The organism is Limnobaculum eriocheiris, assembly GCF_021010575.1.
GTDB classification, from domain to species: domain Bacteria; phylum Pseudomonadota; class Gammaproteobacteria; order Enterobacterales; family Enterobacteriaceae; genus Limnobaculum; species Limnobaculum eriocheiris.
The window spans coordinates 59998-78610 of the sequence record NZ_JAJNAG010000008.1 but is presented as its reverse complement, the minus strand read 5'-3'; the positions used below and the strand labels follow the sequence as shown (position 1 = coordinate 78610).

18 protein-coding genes are annotated in these 18613 nt (G+C 46.1%); 12 read left to right on the top strand and 6 right to left on the bottom strand.

The features are described from left to right. Positions 1–42 precede the first annotated feature (42 nt). The 3 genes from bamE to nadK all read right to left on the bottom strand — a co-directional run bounded on the left by bamE (position 43) and on the right by nadK (position 3271). The gene (gene bamE / locus LPW36_RS05945; protein WP_230608603.1) at positions 43–390 is read right to left on the bottom strand and encodes an outer membrane protein assembly factor BamE; all 348 of its coding nucleotides are present in this window, start codon (positions 388–390) and stop codon (positions 43–45) included. Between the two features lie 252 nt (positions 391–642). Beyond that, positions 643–2304, bottom strand: coding sequence for a DNA repair protein RecN (gene recN, locus LPW36_RS05940; RefSeq protein WP_230608582.1), 1662 nt, complete (start codon positions 2302–2304; stop codon positions 643–645). Positions 2305–2389: 85 nt separating this feature from the next. Further along, a complete protein-coding gene (nadK, locus tag LPW36_RS05935; protein ID WP_230608580.1) occupies positions 2390–3271 on the bottom strand; it encodes an NAD(+) kinase in 882 nt (293 codons plus the stop codon). Between the two features lie 125 nt (positions 3272–3396). On the opposite strand from nadK, the gene grpE reads away from it, so the two are divergent. Continuing rightward, complete coding sequence (gene grpE / locus LPW36_RS05930) at positions 3397–3978, top strand: nucleotide exchange factor GrpE (RefSeq protein WP_230608578.1); 582 nt, start codon at positions 3397–3399, stop codon at positions 3976–3978. 342 nt (positions 3979–4320) lie between these two features. Then, entirely contained in the window at positions 4321–5715 is a 1395-nt protein-coding gene (locus LPW36_RS05925) for a cytochrome c peroxidase (RefSeq protein WP_230608576.1), read from the top strand. 69 nt (positions 5716–5784) lie between these two features. Here LPW36_RS05925 and ung read toward each other — a convergent pair whose 3' ends face one another. Continuing rightward, entirely contained in the window at positions 5785–6462 is a 678-nt protein-coding gene (ung, locus tag LPW36_RS05920; protein ID WP_230608574.1) for a uracil-DNA glycosylase, read from the bottom strand. 388 nt (positions 6463–6850) lie between these two features. On the opposite strand from ung, the gene grcA reads away from it, so the two are divergent. Beyond that, a complete protein-coding gene (grcA, locus tag LPW36_RS05915; RefSeq protein WP_130592065.1) occupies positions 6851–7234 on the top strand; it encodes an autonomous glycyl radical cofactor GrcA in 384 nt (127 codons plus the stop codon). Between the two features lie 235 nt (positions 7235–7469). Here grcA and srmB read toward each other — a convergent pair whose 3' ends face one another. Further along, positions 7470–8810: an ATP-dependent RNA helicase SrmB gene (srmB, locus tag LPW36_RS05910; RefSeq protein WP_230608572.1), complete on the bottom strand. Its 1341-nt coding sequence runs from the start codon at positions 8808–8810 to the stop codon at positions 7470–7472. Positions 8811–9005: 195 nt separating this feature from the next. Here srmB and trmN point away from each other — a divergent pair, with 195 nt between their 5' ends. The 5 genes from trmN to rseC all read left to right on the top strand — a co-directional run bounded on the left by trmN (position 9006) and on the right by rseC (position 12753). Next, a complete protein-coding gene (trmN, locus tag LPW36_RS05905) occupies positions 9006–9752 on the top strand; it encodes a tRNA(1)(Val) (adenine(37)-N(6))-methyltransferase TrmN (RefSeq protein ID WP_230608570.1) in 747 nt (248 codons plus the stop codon). A 326-nt stretch (positions 9753–10078) separates the two neighbouring features. After that, the gene (gene rpoE / locus LPW36_RS05900) at positions 10079–10654 is read left to right on the top strand and encodes an RNA polymerase sigma factor RpoE (RefSeq protein ID WP_108900045.1); all 576 of its coding nucleotides are present in this window, start codon (positions 10079–10081) and stop codon (positions 10652–10654) included. 47 nt (positions 10655–10701) lie between these two features. Continuing rightward, positions 10702–11334, top strand: coding sequence for an anti-sigma-E factor RseA (rseA, locus tag LPW36_RS05895; RefSeq protein WP_230608568.1), 633 nt, complete (start codon positions 10702–10704; stop codon positions 11332–11334). Between the two features lie 3 nt (positions 11335–11337). After that, positions 11338–12288 (top strand): sigma-E factor regulatory protein RseB, encoded by a 951-nt coding sequence (gene rseB, locus LPW36_RS05890; RefSeq protein WP_230608566.1) that lies wholly within the window; start codon positions 11338–11340, stop codon positions 12286–12288. Between the two features lie 9 nt (positions 12289–12297). Then, on the top strand, positions 12298–12753 hold the full coding sequence (rseC, locus tag LPW36_RS05885) for a SoxR-reducing system protein RseC (RefSeq protein WP_230608564.1): 456 nt from the start codon (positions 12298–12300) through the stop codon (positions 12751–12753). 139 nt (positions 12754–12892) lie between these two features. On the opposite strand, the gene bhsA is transcribed toward rseC, so the two are convergent. Continuing rightward, positions 12893–13126, bottom strand: coding sequence for a multiple stress resistance protein BhsA (gene bhsA, locus LPW36_RS05880; protein ID WP_230608637.1), 234 nt, complete (start codon positions 13124–13126; stop codon positions 12893–12895). A gap of 185 nt (positions 13127–13311) precedes the next feature. Here bhsA and lepA point away from each other — a divergent pair, with 185 nt between their 5' ends. The 4 genes from lepA to era all read left to right on the top strand — a co-directional run bounded on the left by lepA (position 13312) and on the right by era (position 18602). Next, complete coding sequence (gene lepA / locus LPW36_RS05875; RefSeq protein WP_230608562.1) at positions 13312–15126, top strand: translation elongation factor 4; 1815 nt, start codon at positions 13312–13314, stop codon at positions 15124–15126. 16 nt (positions 15127–15142) lie between these two features. Beyond that, positions 15143–16132, top strand: a complete 990-nt coding sequence (gene lepB, locus LPW36_RS05870; RefSeq protein ID WP_230608560.1) for a signal peptidase I — start codon at positions 15143–15145, stop codon at positions 16130–16132. A 161-nt stretch (positions 16133–16293) separates the two neighbouring features. Next, positions 16294–16974 carry a ribonuclease III gene (gene rnc, locus LPW36_RS05865; protein ID WP_230608558.1) on the top strand — a complete coding sequence of 227 codons (681 nt, stop codon included), beginning with the start codon at positions 16294–16296 and terminating at the stop codon, positions 16972–16974. Between the two features lie 701 nt (positions 16975–17675). Beyond that, complete coding sequence (gene era, locus LPW36_RS05860; protein WP_230608556.1) at positions 17676–18602, top strand: GTPase Era; 927 nt, start codon at positions 17676–17678, stop codon at positions 18600–18602. The last annotated feature ends 11 nt before the right edge of the window (positions 18603–18613 follow it).

The window sequence follows — 18613 nt, the reverse complement described above, 5'->3', positions numbered from 1 at the left end:
GTCTTATTTATGTTATTCGTATCAGTAACGGTTTGGTGTTGCTTAGTTTTCTTGCTTCATCATTGAGGTATCGTTAGCGATACCGCTTAGTGAACCACCACCGTCAAACGTTAGTGTCAACGTTTGTTGTGTCACGTCCTGATGCCCTGGCTGCTGGCGGAAGACATAGAACCAGGTATCGGAGCCAAATGGATCCTGTAACATCGGGGTGCCTAAAATATAAGCCACCTGCTGTTTGGTCATGCCTTTTTGCAGTTTGGAGACATCAGCTGGCGTTAAGAAATTACCCTGATTAATATCCGGACGGTAAACTACTTTTTCTAAAGTAGAACAACCGGTTACCAGAATTCCAAGAGCCACCACAGCGGCAGTCAGCAATTTGCAGCGCATAATAGTACTTTCCTTTAGAACATAGGCTGTCGATGATAATAGACCTTGCGACATTTGGAAACCTTTACCGGTTGTTTATCGAGGTCATTTAATAAAATTTTATCTGCAAATCTGTTCTTATGCTTCAGATATGTGCTGATTCGACCCCAATTATCACAAAAAGTTGAGCCGCATTAAAACTTTTGTTGTTAATGCGGCTCTTTTTATCGGCAGTTGCTATCGCTTAATTGTTGCTCAACTGTTGTATAATCATCAGGCGGCCAGAAGTTCTTTGGCATTGGCCAGCGTGTTGCGGGTGATTTCACTGCCACCCAGCAAGCGGGCCAGTTCTTGCAGACGGGCATTTTTATCCAGCAGTAACATTTGGGTTTCGGTTTCTTCGCCATCGGTTTGCTTGCTGACATAGAAGTGCTGATGACCATTACCGGCAACCTGCGGTAAGTGCGTAACACACATAACCTGAGTCGATTCACCCAACTGACGGAGTAGCTTACCGACGATAGCGGCAGTGGGTCCGCTGATACCGACATCCACTTCATCAAATATTAACGCAGGTGTATCCATCTTCCGGGCGGTAATGACCTGAACCGCTAAAGCAATACGTGACAGTTCACCGCCTGAGGCCACTTTAGACAACCCTTGCAGCGGCTGCCCCGGGTTAGTGCTGACCCGGAAATCAACCCGATCCGCGCCTTCTGTATTCAGATGTTCTGGCTGCCACTCCACATCAATAGCCAATTGACCGTGCGGCATGGCCAGTGAATGCATACTGTCAGTGATCATGGTAGAGAGTTCTGCCGCATAGTGGGCGCGCTGTACATGCAGACGTTTGGCCACTTCCAGAGCCTGTTTGTGATGCAGTGCAACCGCTTCGGTCAGTGCTTCGTAGTCATCTCCCTGACGGTTGATTTGCTGCTGTTCATTCAATAGCTGTTGGTGGAGTTCGGGCAGTTGCTCCGGCGCAATATGGTGTTTACGCGCTAAAGCTAATTGACGAGACAGGCGCTGTTCCAGTTCATACAGGCGTACCGGATCCATATCTATTCGCTCTGAGTAGTGGCGAAGTTCTTCGCTGGTTTCGCTAACCTGAATAGACGCTTCCTCCAGCATGGTTAGCAGACCAGCCATTTTTTCATCAATGGCAGAAAGTTCTTGCAGGCTATGTTTAGCGTGGTTCAGCAGACTGAGTACGTTCTGCTCCTCATTTTCAGCTAGTACCTGTAAGGTATCCTGACTCAGAGACAGTAACTGTCCGCTGTTGGCCAGACGCTTATACTCTTCATCAATCTGTTCATATTCGCCAGCCTGAGGGGCAAACTCATTCAGCTCTTTAAGTTGATACTGTAACAGTTGCTGACGGGATTCATGTTCAAGGCTCTGCTGTTGAAACTGCGCCAGTTGAGCACAGCTCTGATGCCAGCATTGATAAGCCTGCTGCATCTCATTAGTCAGTTCTGTCTGGTGCATATAAGCATCCAGCAGGTGTTTTTGGTGTTCAGGTTTTAACAGAAGCTGGTGGGCATGCTGGCCATGAATTTGAATCAGCAGTTGGCCCAGCTCACGCAGTTGGGAAACAGGAACTGCCGTACCGTTAATAAAACCACGGGAACGGCCATCGGCGCTGATCACCCGGCGCAGCAGGCACTCTTGTTGGTCGTCTAACTGATTATCTTCCAGCCACTGACGGGCTGCCGGGGTATCTTTCAGGGAGAAGCGGGCACAGATATCGGCCCGATTAGCGCCGGTACGCACCATCGCCGCTTCGGAACGGCTACCCAGACATAAACCTAATGCATCAATAGCAATAGATTTACCGGCACCGGTTTCGCCGGTAATGGCAGTCATACCTGACTGAAAATCAATTTCCAGTTCGCGAACAATGGCAAAATTACTAATGGTTAACTGTACCAGCATGATGATCTTCCTGTATAACCTAACAACTGTAGTTACATACAGTATAATATGGTTTTATATACAGTAAAGAGGGATAATTGATTTTTCAGAATAATTTTTTCGACCATCCTAATTTTGTACTTAATGTATTGTAGTAACTGTAGTTTTTAGGATGAATCAGATTCAGGTGTGCCTCACTACGTTTGATGATGACTTCTTCATCTTTTTGGATCGGCAGGGCTATCTGGCTGTCACAGCTGATTTCCAGGTCACGACTATAGTGAGAGAACTTCAGATGAATAACGCTGTTACTGCTGATAACCAGCGGTCTGGAGGTTAGCGTATGTGGAAACATTGGCACCAGCGCAATGGCATCCAGCGTTGGTGTCAGGATAGGGCCACCGGCAGACAGTGAGTAGGCCGTTGAACCGGTAGGAGTAGAGATAATCAGACCATCGGAACGTTGAGAGAAGGCAAAGTTATTATCGATATATACTTCAAACTCAATCATATGGGCTACTTTACCCGGATGCAGCACCACTTCGTTAATGGCGGTGCTAATACGGGTGGGTTGACCTGCGCGATGCAGTTGTGCTTCCAGCAAAAAGCGTTTTTCGGTGATATACTCTCCGGCCAGTACCTCTGAAAGTTGCTGGTGCAGGTTGTCCGGATTGAGATCGGTGAGAAAACCAAGGTTGCCGCGGTTAACACCAATAACTTTAATATCATAGCGAGAGAGAACCCGGGCCGCCCCCAGCATGTTCCCATCGCCGCCAATAACCACGGCCAGATCGGCCTGTTGTCCAATTTCTGACAAACTGCCGGTGGTCATATCTTCCAGCTTCAGATCGTTTGCTATTTGTTGCTCTACAATAACGTTATAACCGTTGCTCTTTAGCCAGTGGTATAGTGTCTTGTGTGTCGCTAGTGCTGAAGGATGACGTGGGTGTCCAACTAATCCAATGCAACTGAACTTGTTATTATTCATTTAATTTTTCCTGTCAGATGCGACAATAGCATCCATACAATATGAATGACTTCCTTGATTCGTCAATTTTCATCCCCATAATATAAGCGAACAAGTGAGCGTAATGCCAAACTGCGGAGATTTACATGAGTAGTAAAGAACAAAACACCCCTAATGAGCAAGTCTTGGATGAGACATTAAACGAGCACCAGCAAGTGGAAGGCGCAGAACAAGCCGCAGAGACAGACGTAAACACTCAATTTATTGAGCAAATAGCTAACCTGGAAGCTCAACTGGCCCAGGCTCAGCAGCAGGAGCGCGAGAATATTTTACGCGTTCGTGCCGAAGTTGAAAACGTTCGTCGTCGCGCAGAGCAGGATGTGGAAAAAGCCCATAAGTTTGCGCTGGAAAAATTCTCTATTGAGCTACTTCCGGTGATTGATAACCTGGAACGTGCTCTGGCCTCTGCCGATAAAGAGAATCCGGATTTTACAGCGCTGCTGGAAGGTGTGGACCTGACCCTGAAATCACTGCTGAATGCGGTACGTAAATTTGGTGTTGAAGTCGTGGAAGAGGTTAACGTTCCGTTTAACCCTGAGCTGCATCAGGCAATGACTATGATGGAGTCTGCCGACCATGCACCAAATCATGTAATGATGGTGATGCAAAAAGGTTATACCTTAAATGGTCGTCTGATTCGCCCGGCGATGGTGGCCGTTTCTAAATAATAGACATAAAAATTAATGCTAATGAAGCTTGATAATCATTAGCGTTATGATTAATGTGAGATGGGAGTCTAAATCGGCTCTTGTCTCACATTTTTAAATTTATATTATTATTCATTGAGTTAGCCTTCATTTTTTGTTTTCTCCTCAGCTTTTCATCAGAGATATCTTACTAAATACCCATTAATAGCCAGATCCTATTCTAATGATAGGCAAGACCGCCCGTGATACTTGATCCGTATCAATTTGATATTTCCCTTACCAGAGATAATCCAAGCGATTTTCATCATGAGGTAGGATTTTCTCATGACATTCCAATAAGACAGAGAAGAATGTGAGGGAACTATGATAAAGAAGCTAATCGTAGGAGCTTGTGCTTTAGGCATAGTCGGTTATCTGGGGACGGCAGCCTATATTTACAATTACGACGCTAAACGAAGTGAGCGTTTAATTGCCAGCGCGGCACCAAAAGGTGATGCACACGTAAGGGAAATTTTTTACCAGCGCGGTTGCGAATATTGCCATACCGCCAATGCCGAGATGCCTTTCTATGCATCATTCCCAATTGCCAAGCAGTTGATGGAATATGATGTAAAGATGGGTTATGTACACTTTAACCTGGAAGCCACAATGGATAGTCTGGTTAATAATACGGCGGCACCAGAGTCTGACCTGGCTAAAATTGAACGCGCAATTCAGGACGAAATCATGCCTCCTGGCCGCTATACTGCGGTGCACTGGAGTGGTGGTGTCACGGCAGAAGATAAAGCAGCAATTCTGGCGTGGGCGAAAGAACAGCGTTCCAAGTACTACGTAACGGAAGGTGTTAGTCCGGCCTTTAAAAACGAAGTGGTTCAACCGTTACCTGAGCCAATGCCAACGGATCCAAAGAAAGTGGCAATAGGTTCTATCCTTTATCATGACAACCGTTTATCCGGTGATAACTCACTTTCATGTGAAACTTGTCATAAGCTGAATGCGGGTGGCGTTGATAATCTGATTACTTCAAAAGGTATCAATGGGGCGATTGGGCCAATTAACGCACCAACCGTATTTAACTCGGTGTATAACATTGAGCAGTTTTGGGATGGTCGTGCGAAAAACCTGCAAGAGCAGGCAGGCGGACCACCACTTAACCCAATTGAAATGGGCTCAGAATCTTGGGATCAAATCATTGGTAAACTGTCTCAGGATCCGGCGTTGACCGCGGCATTTACTGAAGTTTATCCGCAGGGTTTCACTGCTGATACCATCACGGATGCTATTGCAGAGTTTGAAAAGACGCTGGTAACACCAAACAGTGCATTTGACCGCTTTATGAAGGGTGACGATGGTGCATTGACCGCTCAACAGAAGCGCGGTTTCCAACTGTTTAAAGATAACAAGTGTGGAACCTGTCACGTAGGTAAAAACCTGGGTGGTCAGTCGTTTGAAATGATGGGGCTGAAAGAAGACTACTTCGCCGCCCGCGGTAGCATTACTGACGTTGATCAGGGCCGTTTCAACTTTACGACCTTTGAACGTGACCGTAATCGCTTTAAGGTACCAACGCTGAGAAACATTGAATTGACGGCACCATATCTGCATGACGGTAGTATGGATACCCTGAAAGGGGCGGTTAAGATGATGCTTAAGTATCAGTTAGAAGTTAACCTGCCAGAGAAAGATGTAGACGATATCGTTGAGTTCCTGAAGTCTACTACCGGTGAATATAAGCTGGATCAACCGACCAGGCTTTGATACTGACTGAGGCTATAATGTATAACCGCGCTCTTTGGCGCGGTTATTATTTGCCTGTAAGACAGCATATCAGAGGTTATCTAACTGCCAGCGGATAGGTGTCAAACTTTGTTGTTCTAATAGCGAATTAGCCTGAGAGAAGTGCTTACAGCCAAAGAAACCACGATGAGCAGACAGCGGAGATGGGTGAGGTGCTGCCAACACATAATGGCGTTTACGATCGATAATGCTGCCTTTTTTCTGGGCGTGAGAGCCCCACAACATAAAGACAATTCCATCGCGATGTTCATTGATAGCCGCTATCACTTTATCGGTGAAGGTTTCCCAACCTAAGCTGGCATGAGAGTGTGCTTTACCTGCCTCAACGGTAAGTACGGTATTGAGTAGCATCACCCCTTGTTCTGCCCAGCTTTGCAAATAACCGTGATTAGGACGTTGAAAACCGGGGATATCGGTCATAAGTTCTTTATACATATTGACCAGCGATGGCGGCGGTTGAATGCCCGGTAATACCGAAAACGACAGGCCGTGTGCCTGATTAGGGCCGTGATAAGGATCCTGACCCAGTATCACGACTTTAATGTCAGCCAGCTCCGTTGAACTGAACGCATTAAAAACGTCTTTTTGTGGTGGGTATATCACTTTTCCAGCCGCTCTTTCGCAAGCGACAAACTTGAGAGTGTCCTGAAAGTAGGGTTGCTGCTTTTCCTGGCCAATAACATCATGCCATGTCAGTTTGTCGCTCATAAAGGATCTCCTTTCTTTTGAATGGTATATCGAGCGCTAAGAAAAAGTTATCGCTGAATAATACAGCAAGGTGGCGATGATTATGATCTTTTAATCGTGTTTTTGAATAATGATTTGGCACTGATTATAAAAAAAGTTGAAAATTTACAAAAATAATTAAATGCCAAAAATTGGGGAAATTTGATATAAAACAAAAAGGTGAATAAAACACAACTTTCGACGATACGTGAAAATTGATTTTAATCAAAGAATATTAATGGTATCGCTGATATATAAGATAAAAAATAATGTTAGTTTTGTATCACTAATGTTACGACTGAATGAATTCGATATCGTTACCCCAAAAGATTAGGGGAACTTAAATTTAAAATACTGATGGAGGCACCAAATGATTACTGGTATCCAAATTACTAAAGCTGATAACTCTGCATTACTGAACTCTTTCTGGTTGCTGGATGATGAAACTGCTGAAGCACGTTGCGTTTGTGCAAAAGCAGATTATTCAGAAGATCAGGTTGTACCGGTTAGCCAACTGGGCAAAATCGAATACCGTGAAGTTCCAATGGAAGTAAAACCAACGGTACGTGTAGAAGGTGGTCAACACCTGAACGTTAACGTACTGAGCCGTGATACCCTGGAAGATGCGGTTAAGAACCCGGAGAAATATCCACAACTGACTATTCGCGTATCGGGTTATGCAGTGCGTTTTAACTCACTGACTCCGGAACAACAGCGTGATGTTATTACTCGTACTTTCACTGAAAGTTTGTAGTAGGTAGTTGTTGGTTGAGAGGGCCGCTGGGAACAGCGGCTTTTTTTATTGTATTTTTTTGATTGGTTCATGAATTGTTGGGTGTAAGTTTTGCTGCTTTGGATGTTGTACCTATTTTTGAATGTTAGATCCAGTGTCAATTTCGCCGCTTTAAGTTCTGAGTTCATCTTGGTGTCAGTGTAGGCGTCGAGCAAAGGGCTCAAAAAAGAACGGCTCCGAAGGGAGCCGTATTGGATTATGCTTTATCAGCAGGTTTATCCGGAGATGCAGCCTCACTGGCTGGCTTACGCCGTTTACCTACGTTTTTACTGTCCCGATGGCGGACTTTTACTTTAACCTTTTCTTTATTCTTCTCTTTTTTCTTTTCTGCCGCTTTTTCTTTGGCTTTCTTGGATGGTTTACGACCGCTGGTTGGGCCAGGGGCTTTGCTGGTTGGGCGCAGTTCATCGATCACGCGCATTTTTAGCGGCTCCTGAAGATAGCGTTCAATTTTGCCCAGCAACAGATGGTCGTGCGATTCAACCAGAGAAATAGCAATACCTTTTTTACCTGCACGACCGGTGCGGCCAATGCGGTGCAGATAGGTGTCGGCAGTGCGAGGTAGGTCAAAGTTGAATACGTGACTGATATCCAGAATATCCAAACCACGAGCAGCGACGTCGGTGGCTACCAGTACATTAACCGTACCATCCTGCAAACGTTTAATTGCTTCATTACGTTTTGCCTGTACCATTTCACCTTCAAGATAGAAACAGTTAATACCGGCATCACGGATCCAGCTTACCAACTCGTGTAAACGCTCACGCTTGCGCACAAAAATAATTGCTTTATGCACATCAGGCTGCTTTAGCAAATGGCAAAGCAGGGCGGTTTTATGTTTGATGTCATCAGCGCGATAATACCACTGGTGAATTTTTTTACGCTCGCGGCGCGAAGGGTCTGCTTCAATTTCTACTGGATCGTTTAACAGACGCTCGGCGAAGTCATGAATGGCTTCCCCTTCCAGCGTTGCGGAAAACAGCAACGTTTGTTTACGCCAGCGGGTTTCTGCGGCGATGCGTTCAATATCCTGAGCAAAACCCATATCTAACATACGGTCTGCTTCATCAAGGATCAGCGTCTCTACCGCACGGCAGTCAAAATTCTCTTCTTTAATATATTGCAGCAGGCGGCCGGTCGTCGCGACCACGATATCCTGATTCTCGCTGAAAACCTCAGCGTGATTCATATAAGCCACACCGCCGGTAATGGTCGCAATATCCAGATGCGTATGGGCTGCCAGTTCACGCGCCTGTTCTGCGACCTGCATTGCCAACTCCCGGGTGGGTGTCAGGATCAGAATGCGCGGAGGGCCGGACTTTTTGCGCGGATAATCGAGCAGGTGTTGAAGTGCGGGCAGCAGGAATGCCGCAGTTTTACCGGTTCCCGTCGGTGCGGAACCCAGTACATCACGTCCATCCATAGCTGCCGGAATAGCCGCGGCCTGAATAGCGGTTGGGCGCTCATAGCCCTTGTCACTTAATGCATCCAGCAACGGCTGGTCGAGATCGAGTGCGGAAAAGTCTAATACTGTCATGGTCTACCTCTGCTTGGGGCGCCGATTATAGATGTATTGAGCGGGATCTTCATCTGTTATTGTTGACATCAGGCATTTATCTTCGTTTTCGGTTAGAATTCATCAAACATTATTTATGGGTGAAATTATTGGCAAAATACAGAATAATTATCTGTATTGGCAGTAAAAGCGTATGGGCTATTTATGCAGGTTACGATGAAACAGGGCAGGGAGAAACCTTTACTTCGCCGCGGCGGTTTCACATTTAAGCAGTTTTTTGTCGGTCATGACCGGTGTGGAATGAAAGTAACAACCGATGGTGTTATTTTAGGAGCCTGGACAAGCCTGGGTTCATGTCAACGTATTCTGGATATTGGTACCGGAACTGGACTGTTAGCCCTGATGCTGGCACAGCGTAGTGAACAGCAGGTTATGATTGATGCCGTTGAAATCGATCAGGCTGCTTGCCAGCAGGCACAAGAGAATGTACAGGCTTCTCCCTGGCATCAGCGTATTCGGGTCATTCATCAAAATATTGCTGATTATGCTGAAATAACGGATAGCGGCTATGATTTAATCATCAGCAATCCTCCTTACTTCCCGGAGGGAACGGGTTGTCGCGATGAATCCAGAGCTAAAGCGCGTTATACCCATATTCTTAGTCATCAGAATTTATTGAAGTATGTTGATAAACTGCTGGCACCTCAGGGGCGATTTGCGGTGATGTTACCCTGTGCTTCCGGTGAACAGCTGGAAAAGCAGGCGTTGGATATGGGATGGTTTGTTGCCCGTCGTACCCGGGTTTGTGATGTACCCGATAAAGAACCTTATATTGTACTGTTGGAACTATCTAAATCCCCACGGTTTTGTGATGAACAAAAATTGGTGACTCATCAGGTTGGTAGAAAAGATTACACCGAAGCCTTTAAGCAGTTAGCCAAAGATTTTTATCTTGCTCTCTGATAAACATATAAAAATAGCCTGATGAATTATTGCAATCTTTTGTATAGAGTGGGGCTGAAATTGAAAAATCATGTTAGCCTACACCATCATGCCGGAAACAGAAGCGTATTGGCTGAATACCCTGATGCCATACCTCTGGCGGGAGCTCCGGAAAGACAACATAACAGGTGAATTGGTTGAAAAACCAGCTAACGATATAATTACGCGTGAGATGTTGGGAACTAATCCTTCAACAGCGTCTCTAAGAGGTTGCTTGCTCAAATTAGTACAACAATAGGTTTGGCAGCACGAAACGCATCGAGATAGTTGAGGAGACTTTACCTCGAATGAGCGAGCAGTTAACCGACCAGGTGTTGGTTGAACGGGTCCAAAAGGGCGACAAAAACGCATTTAATATTCTGGTTGTTCGCTACCAGAATAAAGTTGCGGGCCTTGTTTCCCGCTATGTACCACAGGCGGATGTCGCCGATGTGGCACAGGAATCCTTTATTAAAGCCTATAGAGCGTTGGAGTCTTTTCGTGGTGACAGCGCTTTTTATACCTGGTTATACCGAATAGCAGTTAATACCGCGAAAAATTATTTAGTGGCTCAGGGGCGCCGCCCGCCCTCCAGTGATGTGGATGCTGGCGATGCAGAAAACTTTGAAAATGCGGGTGCATTAAAAGAAATTTCGAACCCTGAGAATTTAATGTTGTCAGAGGAATTGAGACGTATCGTTTTTGGAACTATCGAGTCATTGCCGGAAGACTTAAAGATGGCAATCACCCTGCGTGAAATCGATGGTTTGAGCTATGAAGAGATTGCTGAAATCATGGATTGTCCGGTAGGGACAGTAAGATCAAGAATATTCCGGGCCCGTGAGGCAATTGATAATAAAGTACAACCACTGATACAGCGATAGTATTTGTATCTGACTTCCTGGATGTTGTAAGAGAAAGGGTATTAGGCATGCAAAAAGAAAAGCTTTCCGCTCTGATGGATGGCGAAAGCATTGATAATGAAGTTATCAATGGGCTGTCCCAAGATAGAACGCTTCAGCAAAGCTGGCATCGCTACCACCTGATTCGCGATACTCTGCGTGGAGATATCGGCGAAGTGGTTCATTTCGATATAGCAGGCAAAGTCTCTGCCGCATTAGCACTGGAACCAACGTTATCTGGCGTTGAAAAGCCGGTGGTATCACAGCCTCATCCGGCAACCTGGCAGAAGATGCCGTTTTGGCATAAAGTGCGTCCATGGTTTGCTCAGGTTGGGCAAATTGGTGTTGCGGCCTGTGTTTCTCTGGCAGTGATTGTTGGCGTTCAACAATATAACCAACAGGGATCTGACAGTACGCCAGACGTTCCGGTATTTAATACCATTCCGTTAGGTGGTCAGGCATCACCAGTCAGTTTTGATGTGGCAACGGAAGGTGCTCAGAACACTAATCAACAGGTTCTGGAGCAGCGTAAACGTATTAACGCCATGCTGCAGGACTACGAATTACAACGTCGTTTACACGCGGAACAGTTGAAGATAGCACCAAGGGCTGATACCAGTGCAAAAACCAGTAATTCTGCGTCAACAGGGTTAACTCAGTAGTCGATGAAACCAATCGCGTTTATTGTTTGTGGTTTACTGGGGGCTCTCCCCCTGGCTGCGGTTTCCGCGCCGAATCCAACAGAAGTTTTATTGCAGCAAATGACCAATGCCAGCCAGACGTTAAGCTATGAGTTCTCTTATGTGAACGTTAGCAAGGTTGGCATTGAGTCCCTGCAGTACAGACATTCTATACAAAATGGTAAGCCACTGGTCCAGCTAATCAATATGGATGGGCCTCAACGGGAGGCCATACTGCGTGGTATTGAAGTGAGTTACTTCGAACCTGGTATGGAGCCGTTCAGCATTCGTGGTGACCATATTGTTGATTCATTACCTGCTCTGGTATTTGCCGATATCGACCGCCTGGAACAGAATTATGATTTTGTTCCGGTAGGGCGTTCACGTATTGCTAATCGTATTTGTGATGTGGTGCGGGTAGTGCCGCGCGATGGATTACGTTATAGCTATGTGGTTTGGCTGGACACTGAAACTAAATTGCCTCTGCGCACCGATTTACTCGATCGGGATGGCGATACGCTGGAACAGTTTCGCGTAGTCGCCTTTAGTGATGGCGATAGTGTAAAAGAAAAAATGGCTAATTTTTCCATGCCGGTTATGCCGCCGCTGTTAGCCGTTCCTCCCGGTGATAAACTAACCATGCGTTGGAGCGTGGGCTGGTTACCTCAGGGTTTTGCCGAGTTTTCACGTAGTCGACACACGGTTTCTGATTCGAAAAACAGTGTGGTGGAGTCCCGGCTCTATTCCGATGGCCTGTTCAGTTTTTCACTGAACGTATCACCCAACAACTATCAGGGCCCGGCCAGCGAACACTCATTGCGTCAGGGGCGTCGAACCATTCATACCGAAACCCGTAATAATGTAGAAATTACGGTGATTGGTGAGTTGCCTCCGGCTACAGCCAAGCGCGTTGCTACCAGCGTCGTGGTAAATTAAGTCTGATAGATGTTACGTGAATGGGCGACCGTTATCGACTGGCAACAGGGTATTGCGACGTTGCGTTGTGAACAGCAAGCGGGTTGCAGTAGCTGCCAGTCAAAAGCTTCCTGCGGAACTCGTGTGTTGAATAAACTGGGGCCTCAGGTTATTCACGATCTTAAAATCCCGATTGAGCAACCTCTTGCCGTAGGCCAACGTGTCGAACTGGGGATCCCTGAGTCCGGCGTGCTGTTATCTGCACTGCTGGTTTATATGGTTCCTCTGTTAGGCATTTTGTTGTGCTCAGGGCTGTTCTATTATGGGTTGGGAAGTGATATCGCTGCGGTTATTGGCGCTGTTATCGGCGGCGCTCTCGGCTTTGCGGTTGCTCGTTTCTATGCGGCGAAATTCTCCACCAGCGCATCAGTTCACCCGATTATATTGCAGATAGCCATTCCTTCGGTTAGCCAGCCCGGGAACTAAATTTTACAGAATTCCTGCATTCTTCCCGTTTTTATCTATTCTCAATAACACAATGGAAAAATCACCCCGCAGGGCGGAGTGATTGATTCAGGAAGCAAGGACGATGAAATCGTTAGAAAATAGCGATAGCGTATCTGACTTATTTATAAATGATCGCAGTACCGTGGATATTTTCGCTGGTAGATGCAGAGTTAATGTAATAGTGGCTTGCACCCATTGCATTGGCTTTAGCGGCCAGTTTACTTTCTAATGAAGATAAAGAACGCGCATCACTGGCAGAAATGGTGCCAATTTTATCCAAATTTTCTGTTTGAGAACGAGTCACTTGTTCAGCGGAAAAAGTGCTAAAGGGATCGCGAGTTTTTGCTGTAATTCACCGGTATTAAAAGAGCAGCAACAGCAGTTAACTGGTTAGCAGATAGCGTATGTTGCTATGTTTTCATCATAGTGACGTGTAGAATGTCCGCCAGTTTAGAGGTTAAGTGAATTTTTGCTGTGTGAGGATAGATAAAATATTCCTTGCATCAGTGGGTTTCTGTATCAGCCGGATTTAGGTAAATGACTGATAATAAAAGTATAGCAAATAAGAATATAAGAAACTTTTCGATCATCGCCCACATTGACCACGGTAAGTCGACGTTGTCCGACCGTATTATTCAAATTTGTGGCGGGTTGAGCGATCGTGAAATGGCGGCACAGGTTCTGGATTCTATGGATCTGGAGCGGGAGCGTGGCATCACCATTAAAGCGCAAAGCGTAACGCTGGATTATAAGTCACAGAATGGTCAGACCTATCAGTTGAACTTCATTGATACCCCAGGGCACGTTGACTTCTCCTATGAAGTATCTCGTTCTCTTGCGGCATGTGAAGGTGCTCTACTGGTGGTTGACGCCGGACAAGGGGTAGAAGCCCAAACGCTGGCAAACTGTTACACCGCGATTGAGATGGATCTGGAAGTCGTTCCGGTGCTGAATAAGATCGATTTACCGGCAGCAGATCCCGATCGTGCCGCTCAGGAAATTGAAGATATTGTTGGAATCGACGCCACCGATGCGGTTCGTTGTTCAGCTAAAACCGGTATGGGTGTACCTGATGTTCTGGAACGTCTGGTGCGCGATATTCCTCCACCGTCAGGTTCTGCGGATGAGCCGTTACAGGCGTTGATCATCGATTCATGGTTTGATAACTATCTTGGCGTTGTGTCATTAGTGCGCATTAAAAATGGTGTACTGCGTAAAAACGATAAAATCAAAGTAATGAGCACCGGCCAAACCTATGGCGTAGACCGTTTAGGTATTTTTACTCCGAAGCGGGTAGATACCGAAGCCCTCGGTTGTGGTGAAGTAGGTTGGGTAGTTTGTGCCATTAAAGATATTCTTGGTGCACCGGTGGGGGATACCCTGACCAATGCCCATAAGTCAGCAGAAAAAGCGTTACCGGGTTTTAAAAAAGTTAAACCTCAGGTATATGCGGGTCTGTTCCCGATCAGTTCTGATGATTATGAAGCATTTCGTGATGCATTGGGCAAACTGAGCCTGAATGATGCATCGCTGTTTTATGAGCCAGAAAACTCAACGGCGCTGGGTTTCGGCTTCCGCTGTGGTTTCCTGGGGCTGCTGCATATGGAGATCATTCAGGAACGTCTGGAACGTGAATACGATCTTGACCTGATTACCACCGCACCAACGGTAGTATACGAAGTGATCACCACCAGTGGTGAGACGGTTTATGTCGACAGCCCGTCTAAGCTACCGCCGTTGAATAATATTGAAGAGCTGCGCGAGCCTATTGCAGAGTGCCATATGTTATTGCCTCAGGAATTTCTGGGTAATGTCATCACGTTATGTATTGAGAAGCGTGGCGTGCAGACCAATATGGTGTATCACGGCAATCAGGTTGCCCTGAGCTATGATATTCCTATGGCTGAAGTGGTTCTGGATTTCTTCGACCGGTTGAAATCTACTTCTCGCGGTTATGCCTCTCTGGACTATGGCTTTAAGCGTTTCCAGACTTCTGACATGGTGCGGGTAGATGTGTTAATTAACGGCGATCGGGTAGATGCTCTGGCATTGATCACCCACCGGGATAATTCACAAAACCGGGGTCGTGAACTGGTGGAGAAAATGCGGGAATTAATTCCGCGCCAGCAGTTTGATATTGCGATTCAGGCGGCGATTGGTAACCACGTGATTGCCCGTTCAACGGTCAAACAATTACGTAAAAACGTATTGGCCAAATGTTACGGCGGCGATGTGAGCCGTAAGAAAAAGCTATTGCAGAAACAGAAAGATGGTAAGAAACGTATGAAGCAAGTGGGGAACGTTGAAGTTCCTCAGGAAGCGTTCCTGGCTATTCTTCACGTTGGTAAATAAGTAATAAGGAGTTCGCATGGCGAATATGTTTGCCTTAATTTTAGCTGTGGCCACACTGGTGACGGGAATCATCTGGTGTCTGGACCGCTTTAAGTGGGCGCCTGCGCGACGTATTAAGATTGAAGCCCTCAGGGTTGAGACCGACGGAAAGATTGATGGTAAAGCGCTGGCCAGAGTGGCCAGACAGCCAGGATGGATTGAAAGCTGTGTTTCTGTGTTCCCGGTACTGGCGGTGGTCTTTGTGCTGCGCTCCTTTTTATATGAGCCTTTTCAGATTCCATCCGGTTCAATGATGCCTACGCTGCTTATCGGTGATTTTATTCTGGTGGAGAAGTATGCTTATGGCATTAAAGATCCTATCACCCAGACAACGCTGATTAAGACCGGTACTCCACAGCGGGGAGATATAGCGGTATTTAAATATCCACTGGATAAGAATATCGATTATATCAAACGGGTCGTCGGGTTGCCGGGAGATACCATCCATTTCGATCCGAATTCGAAAAAGTTAACTATCACTCCAGCTTGCCCTACGGGGAAAGCGTGTAAACCGGCTGCCGAGCTGGAATATTCTGAGTTGGAGAAGAGCAGTTGGTTTATTGGCTTTGAACCTTCTGCCGGCGGCGCAAATCAGATGACGACTCGTTTCTTCGATACTAAAGCAGAAGCGGCTCGCGCTGAAGGTTTACGCGGTGTGTATATGGTCGAGCGTAACGAAAAACTGGGCGATAACTTCCACCAGACGTTAATGATCCCTGGCGTAGCAAACAGTGCGGCTGATTATTATCAGCAACCAGGGGCTCCGGCGAATACCTGGATTGTTCCGGAAGGCAAGTACTTTATGATGGGTGACAACCGCGACAACAGTGCGGACAGTCGTTTCTGGGGTTTTGTACCGGAAGAGAACTTTGTTGGCAAAGCAATAGGGATCTGGATGAGTTTTGAGAAACAAGAAGGTGAGTGGCCTTCCGGTGTTCGTTTTAGCCGTATTGGCGGAATTCACTAATTCGTTCTAAGTTATACTGTCTCAGATATAAAATGTCCGGATTTAGAACCCCTTAGATCCGGATTTTTTTATTATCTCGCCATAACATAGTAGTGCTTTAGCTGGATAACCGTTAAGCTAGGCCGTTATTTTTCTCGTTTGGAACAATTTGTTGGTAATGAATGAACCCCATCATCATTGAGAGGCTACAGCGAAAGCTGGGTTATACGTTTCAACAGCAATTGCTTTTACAGCAAGCCCTGACACATCGAAGTGCCAGCAGTAAGCATAATGAACGTCTGGAGTTTTTGGGCGATTCTATTCTGAGTTTTGTTATTGCTGATGCACTTTATCAGCGCTTTCCTCGCGTAGATGAAGGTGATATGAGCCGTATGCGTGCGACGCTGGTGCGGGGTAATACCCTGGCTGAAATGGGGCGTGAGTTCGATTTAGGTGAGTGCTTACGTTTGGGGCCAGGTGAACTGAAAAGCGGTGGTTTCCGTCGTGAGTCCATTTTAGCTGATACGGTAGAAGCATTAATCGGTGCCGTTTACCTTGATAGCGATATTCATCGGGTTCAGCAATTGATTCTGGCCTGGTATCAGAGCCGCTTAGATGAAATAAGCCCGGGAGATAAACAAAAAGATCCTAAAACTCGTTTGCAGGAGTTTTTACAGGGCCGTCATTTGCCACTACCGAGCTATCTGGTGACGCAAGTGAAGGGAGAAGCCCACGATCAGGAATTTACCATTCACTGCCAGGTGAGCGGTATTGATGATGCGATTATCGGTATTGGTTCCAGCCGTCGTAAAGCAGAGCAGGCTGCGGCAGAGCAGGCGCTTAAGCATTTAGGTTTGGAATAATCGATATGATGCGCTCATTTTAATCAGGTGAGCGCATTAGCTGGATTGTTGCCTGTGCGTTATCGAAGAATTGATAATCGATGAGCATATTACTCCCGTTTCTCTATTTCCTTGTCCCTCTCTGTTTTATCGTCGGTAGTGCAATTTTAATTATCGCTATTATTGCGGGTGCAGAAAATCATCTTGCCCAAAACGGGCCATGTTTTTTCGGTTTTGCCTGAGCCAGGTGAGGAGTTACCAGACCCAGGCCGGTATGTGATTTCGGTGGTTATATCGCCATTAAAGTTTATTGTTGGGGTTGCTCATTTTTCTGCTAAATTTTTGGTGAAAGAGAGCAGTTCAACACAAGGTATTGAATATATCCCCTTTAGTTGTTTTTGTTTACCGTGTGGCGTACCGATATGCCTGGTAACCTGTCGCTTCCTTTCTTTTGGCCTTCTTATTTGAATGCTGAAATACAGTCGACAACTGAATGAAAGTAGTACGCCGGGCTCATGACTTAATCACGCTTCTCATCCCAGCATCTGATATCAAACCACCCTAATCAATGCTAATATTACCCACATTCACAACGAAAACCGCTGGGCCAAGATCAACCCGGCTCACGCCTGCTTACATGCAAAGATATTTAAATCAATTAAATTTATTTAACTATTTGATTTGAATATGAAAATAAATAATTCGTTATATTTAGGATTGGAATGACAACAGATAAACAATTAACCGATACGGATAAGCAATATTGCGGCTTTATCGCTATCGTGGGTCGCCCTAACGTTGGTAAATCAACCCTGCTTAACCAGCTGTTGGGTCAGAAGGTATCGATTACTTCACGTAAAGCGCAGACCACTCGTCACCGTATTATGGGAATTCACACTGAGGGACCTTATCAGGCTATCTATGTGGACACCCCGGGGTTACATATTGAAGAAAAGCGTGCTATCAACCGCCTGATGAACCGGGCTGCCAGCAGTTCGATTGGTGATGTTGAGCTGGTGATCTTTGTAGTGGAAGGCACCCACTGGACACCGGATGATGAGATGGTAGTGAATAAACTACGTAGCTTAAAATGCCCGGTGATTCTGGCTATTAACAAAGTAGATAACGTGACGGATAAAGAGGCGCTGCTGCCCCATATGGCCTTCCTGAGCCAGCAGATGAACTTTATGGATATTGTTCCTATCTCTGCGGAGAAGGGGATGAATCTCGACACTATCGCCGGAATTGTACGTAAACTGCTGCCGGAAGCGGAGCACCACTTCCCGGAAGACTACATTACCGATCGCTCCCAGCGCTTTATGGCTTCTGAAATTATTCGCGAGAAGCTGATGCGTTTTCTGGGTGAAGAGCTGCCTTATTCTGTTACGGTAGAAATTGAACGCTTTGTGACTAACGAGCGCGGTGGCTATGACATTAACGGCCTGATTCTGGTCGAGCGCGAAGGCCAGAAGAAGATGGTTATTGGTAATAAAGGCCAAAAAATCAAAACCATCGGTATTGAAGCCCGTCACGATATGGAAGAGATGTTTGAAGCCAAAGTTCACCTGGAGCTTTGGGTGAAAGTGAAATCAGGCTGGGCGGATGATGAACGTGCATTACGCAGTCTGGGATACACCGACGACCTCTGAAGGTAAGCATG

Bases quoted from the DNA above. Each gene is read 5' to 3' on its own strand.
- bamE (WP_230608603.1), bottom strand. From the start codon at position 390: ATGCGCTGCAAATTGCTGACTGCCGCTGTGGTGGCTCTTGGAATTCTG.
- recN (WP_230608582.1), bottom strand. From the start codon at position 2,304: ATGCTGGTACAGTTAACCATTAGTAATTTTGCCATTGTTCGCGAACTG.
- nadK (WP_230608580.1), bottom strand. From the start codon at position 3,271: ATGAATAATAACAAGTTCAGTTGCATTGGATTAGTTGGACACCCACGT.
- grpE (WP_230608578.1), top strand. From the start codon at position 3,397: ATGAGTAGTAAAGAACAAAACACCCCTAATGAGCAAGTCTTGGATGAG.
- LPW36_RS05925 (WP_230608576.1), top strand. From the start codon at position 4,321: ATGATAAAGAAGCTAATCGTAGGAGCTTGTGCTTTAGGCATAGTCGGT.
- ung (WP_230608574.1), bottom strand. From the start codon at position 6,462: ATGAGCGACAAACTGACATGGCATGATGTTATTGGCCAGGAAAAGCAG.
- grcA (WP_130592065.1), top strand. From the start codon at position 6,851: ATGATTACTGGTATCCAAATTACTAAAGCTGATAACTCTGCATTACTG.
- srmB (WP_230608572.1), bottom strand. From the start codon at position 8,810: ATGACAGTATTAGACTTTTCCGCACTCGATCTCGACCAGCCGTTGCTG.
- trmN (WP_230608570.1), top strand. From the start codon at position 9,006: ATGAAACAGGGCAGGGAGAAACCTTTACTTCGCCGCGGCGGTTTCACA.
- rpoE (WP_108900045.1), top strand. From the start codon at position 10,079: ATGAGCGAGCAGTTAACCGACCAGGTGTTGGTTGAACGGGTCCAAAAG.
- rseA (WP_230608568.1), top strand. From the start codon at position 10,702: ATGCAAAAAGAAAAGCTTTCCGCTCTGATGGATGGCGAAAGCATTGAT.
- rseB (WP_230608566.1), top strand. From the start codon at position 11,338: ATGAAACCAATCGCGTTTATTGTTTGTGGTTTACTGGGGGCTCTCCCC.
- rseC (WP_230608564.1), top strand. From the start codon at position 12,298: ATGTTACGTGAATGGGCGACCGTTATCGACTGGCAACAGGGTATTGCG.
- lepA (WP_230608562.1), top strand. From the start codon at position 13,312: ATGACTGATAATAAAAGTATAGCAAATAAGAATATAAGAAACTTTTCG.
- lepB (WP_230608560.1), top strand. From the start codon at position 15,143: ATGGCGAATATGTTTGCCTTAATTTTAGCTGTGGCCACACTGGTGACG.
- rnc (WP_230608558.1), top strand. From the start codon at position 16,294: ATGAACCCCATCATCATTGAGAGGCTACAGCGAAAGCTGGGTTATACG.
- era (WP_230608556.1), top strand. From the start codon at position 17,676: ATGACAACAGATAAACAATTAACCGATACGGATAAGCAATATTGCGGC.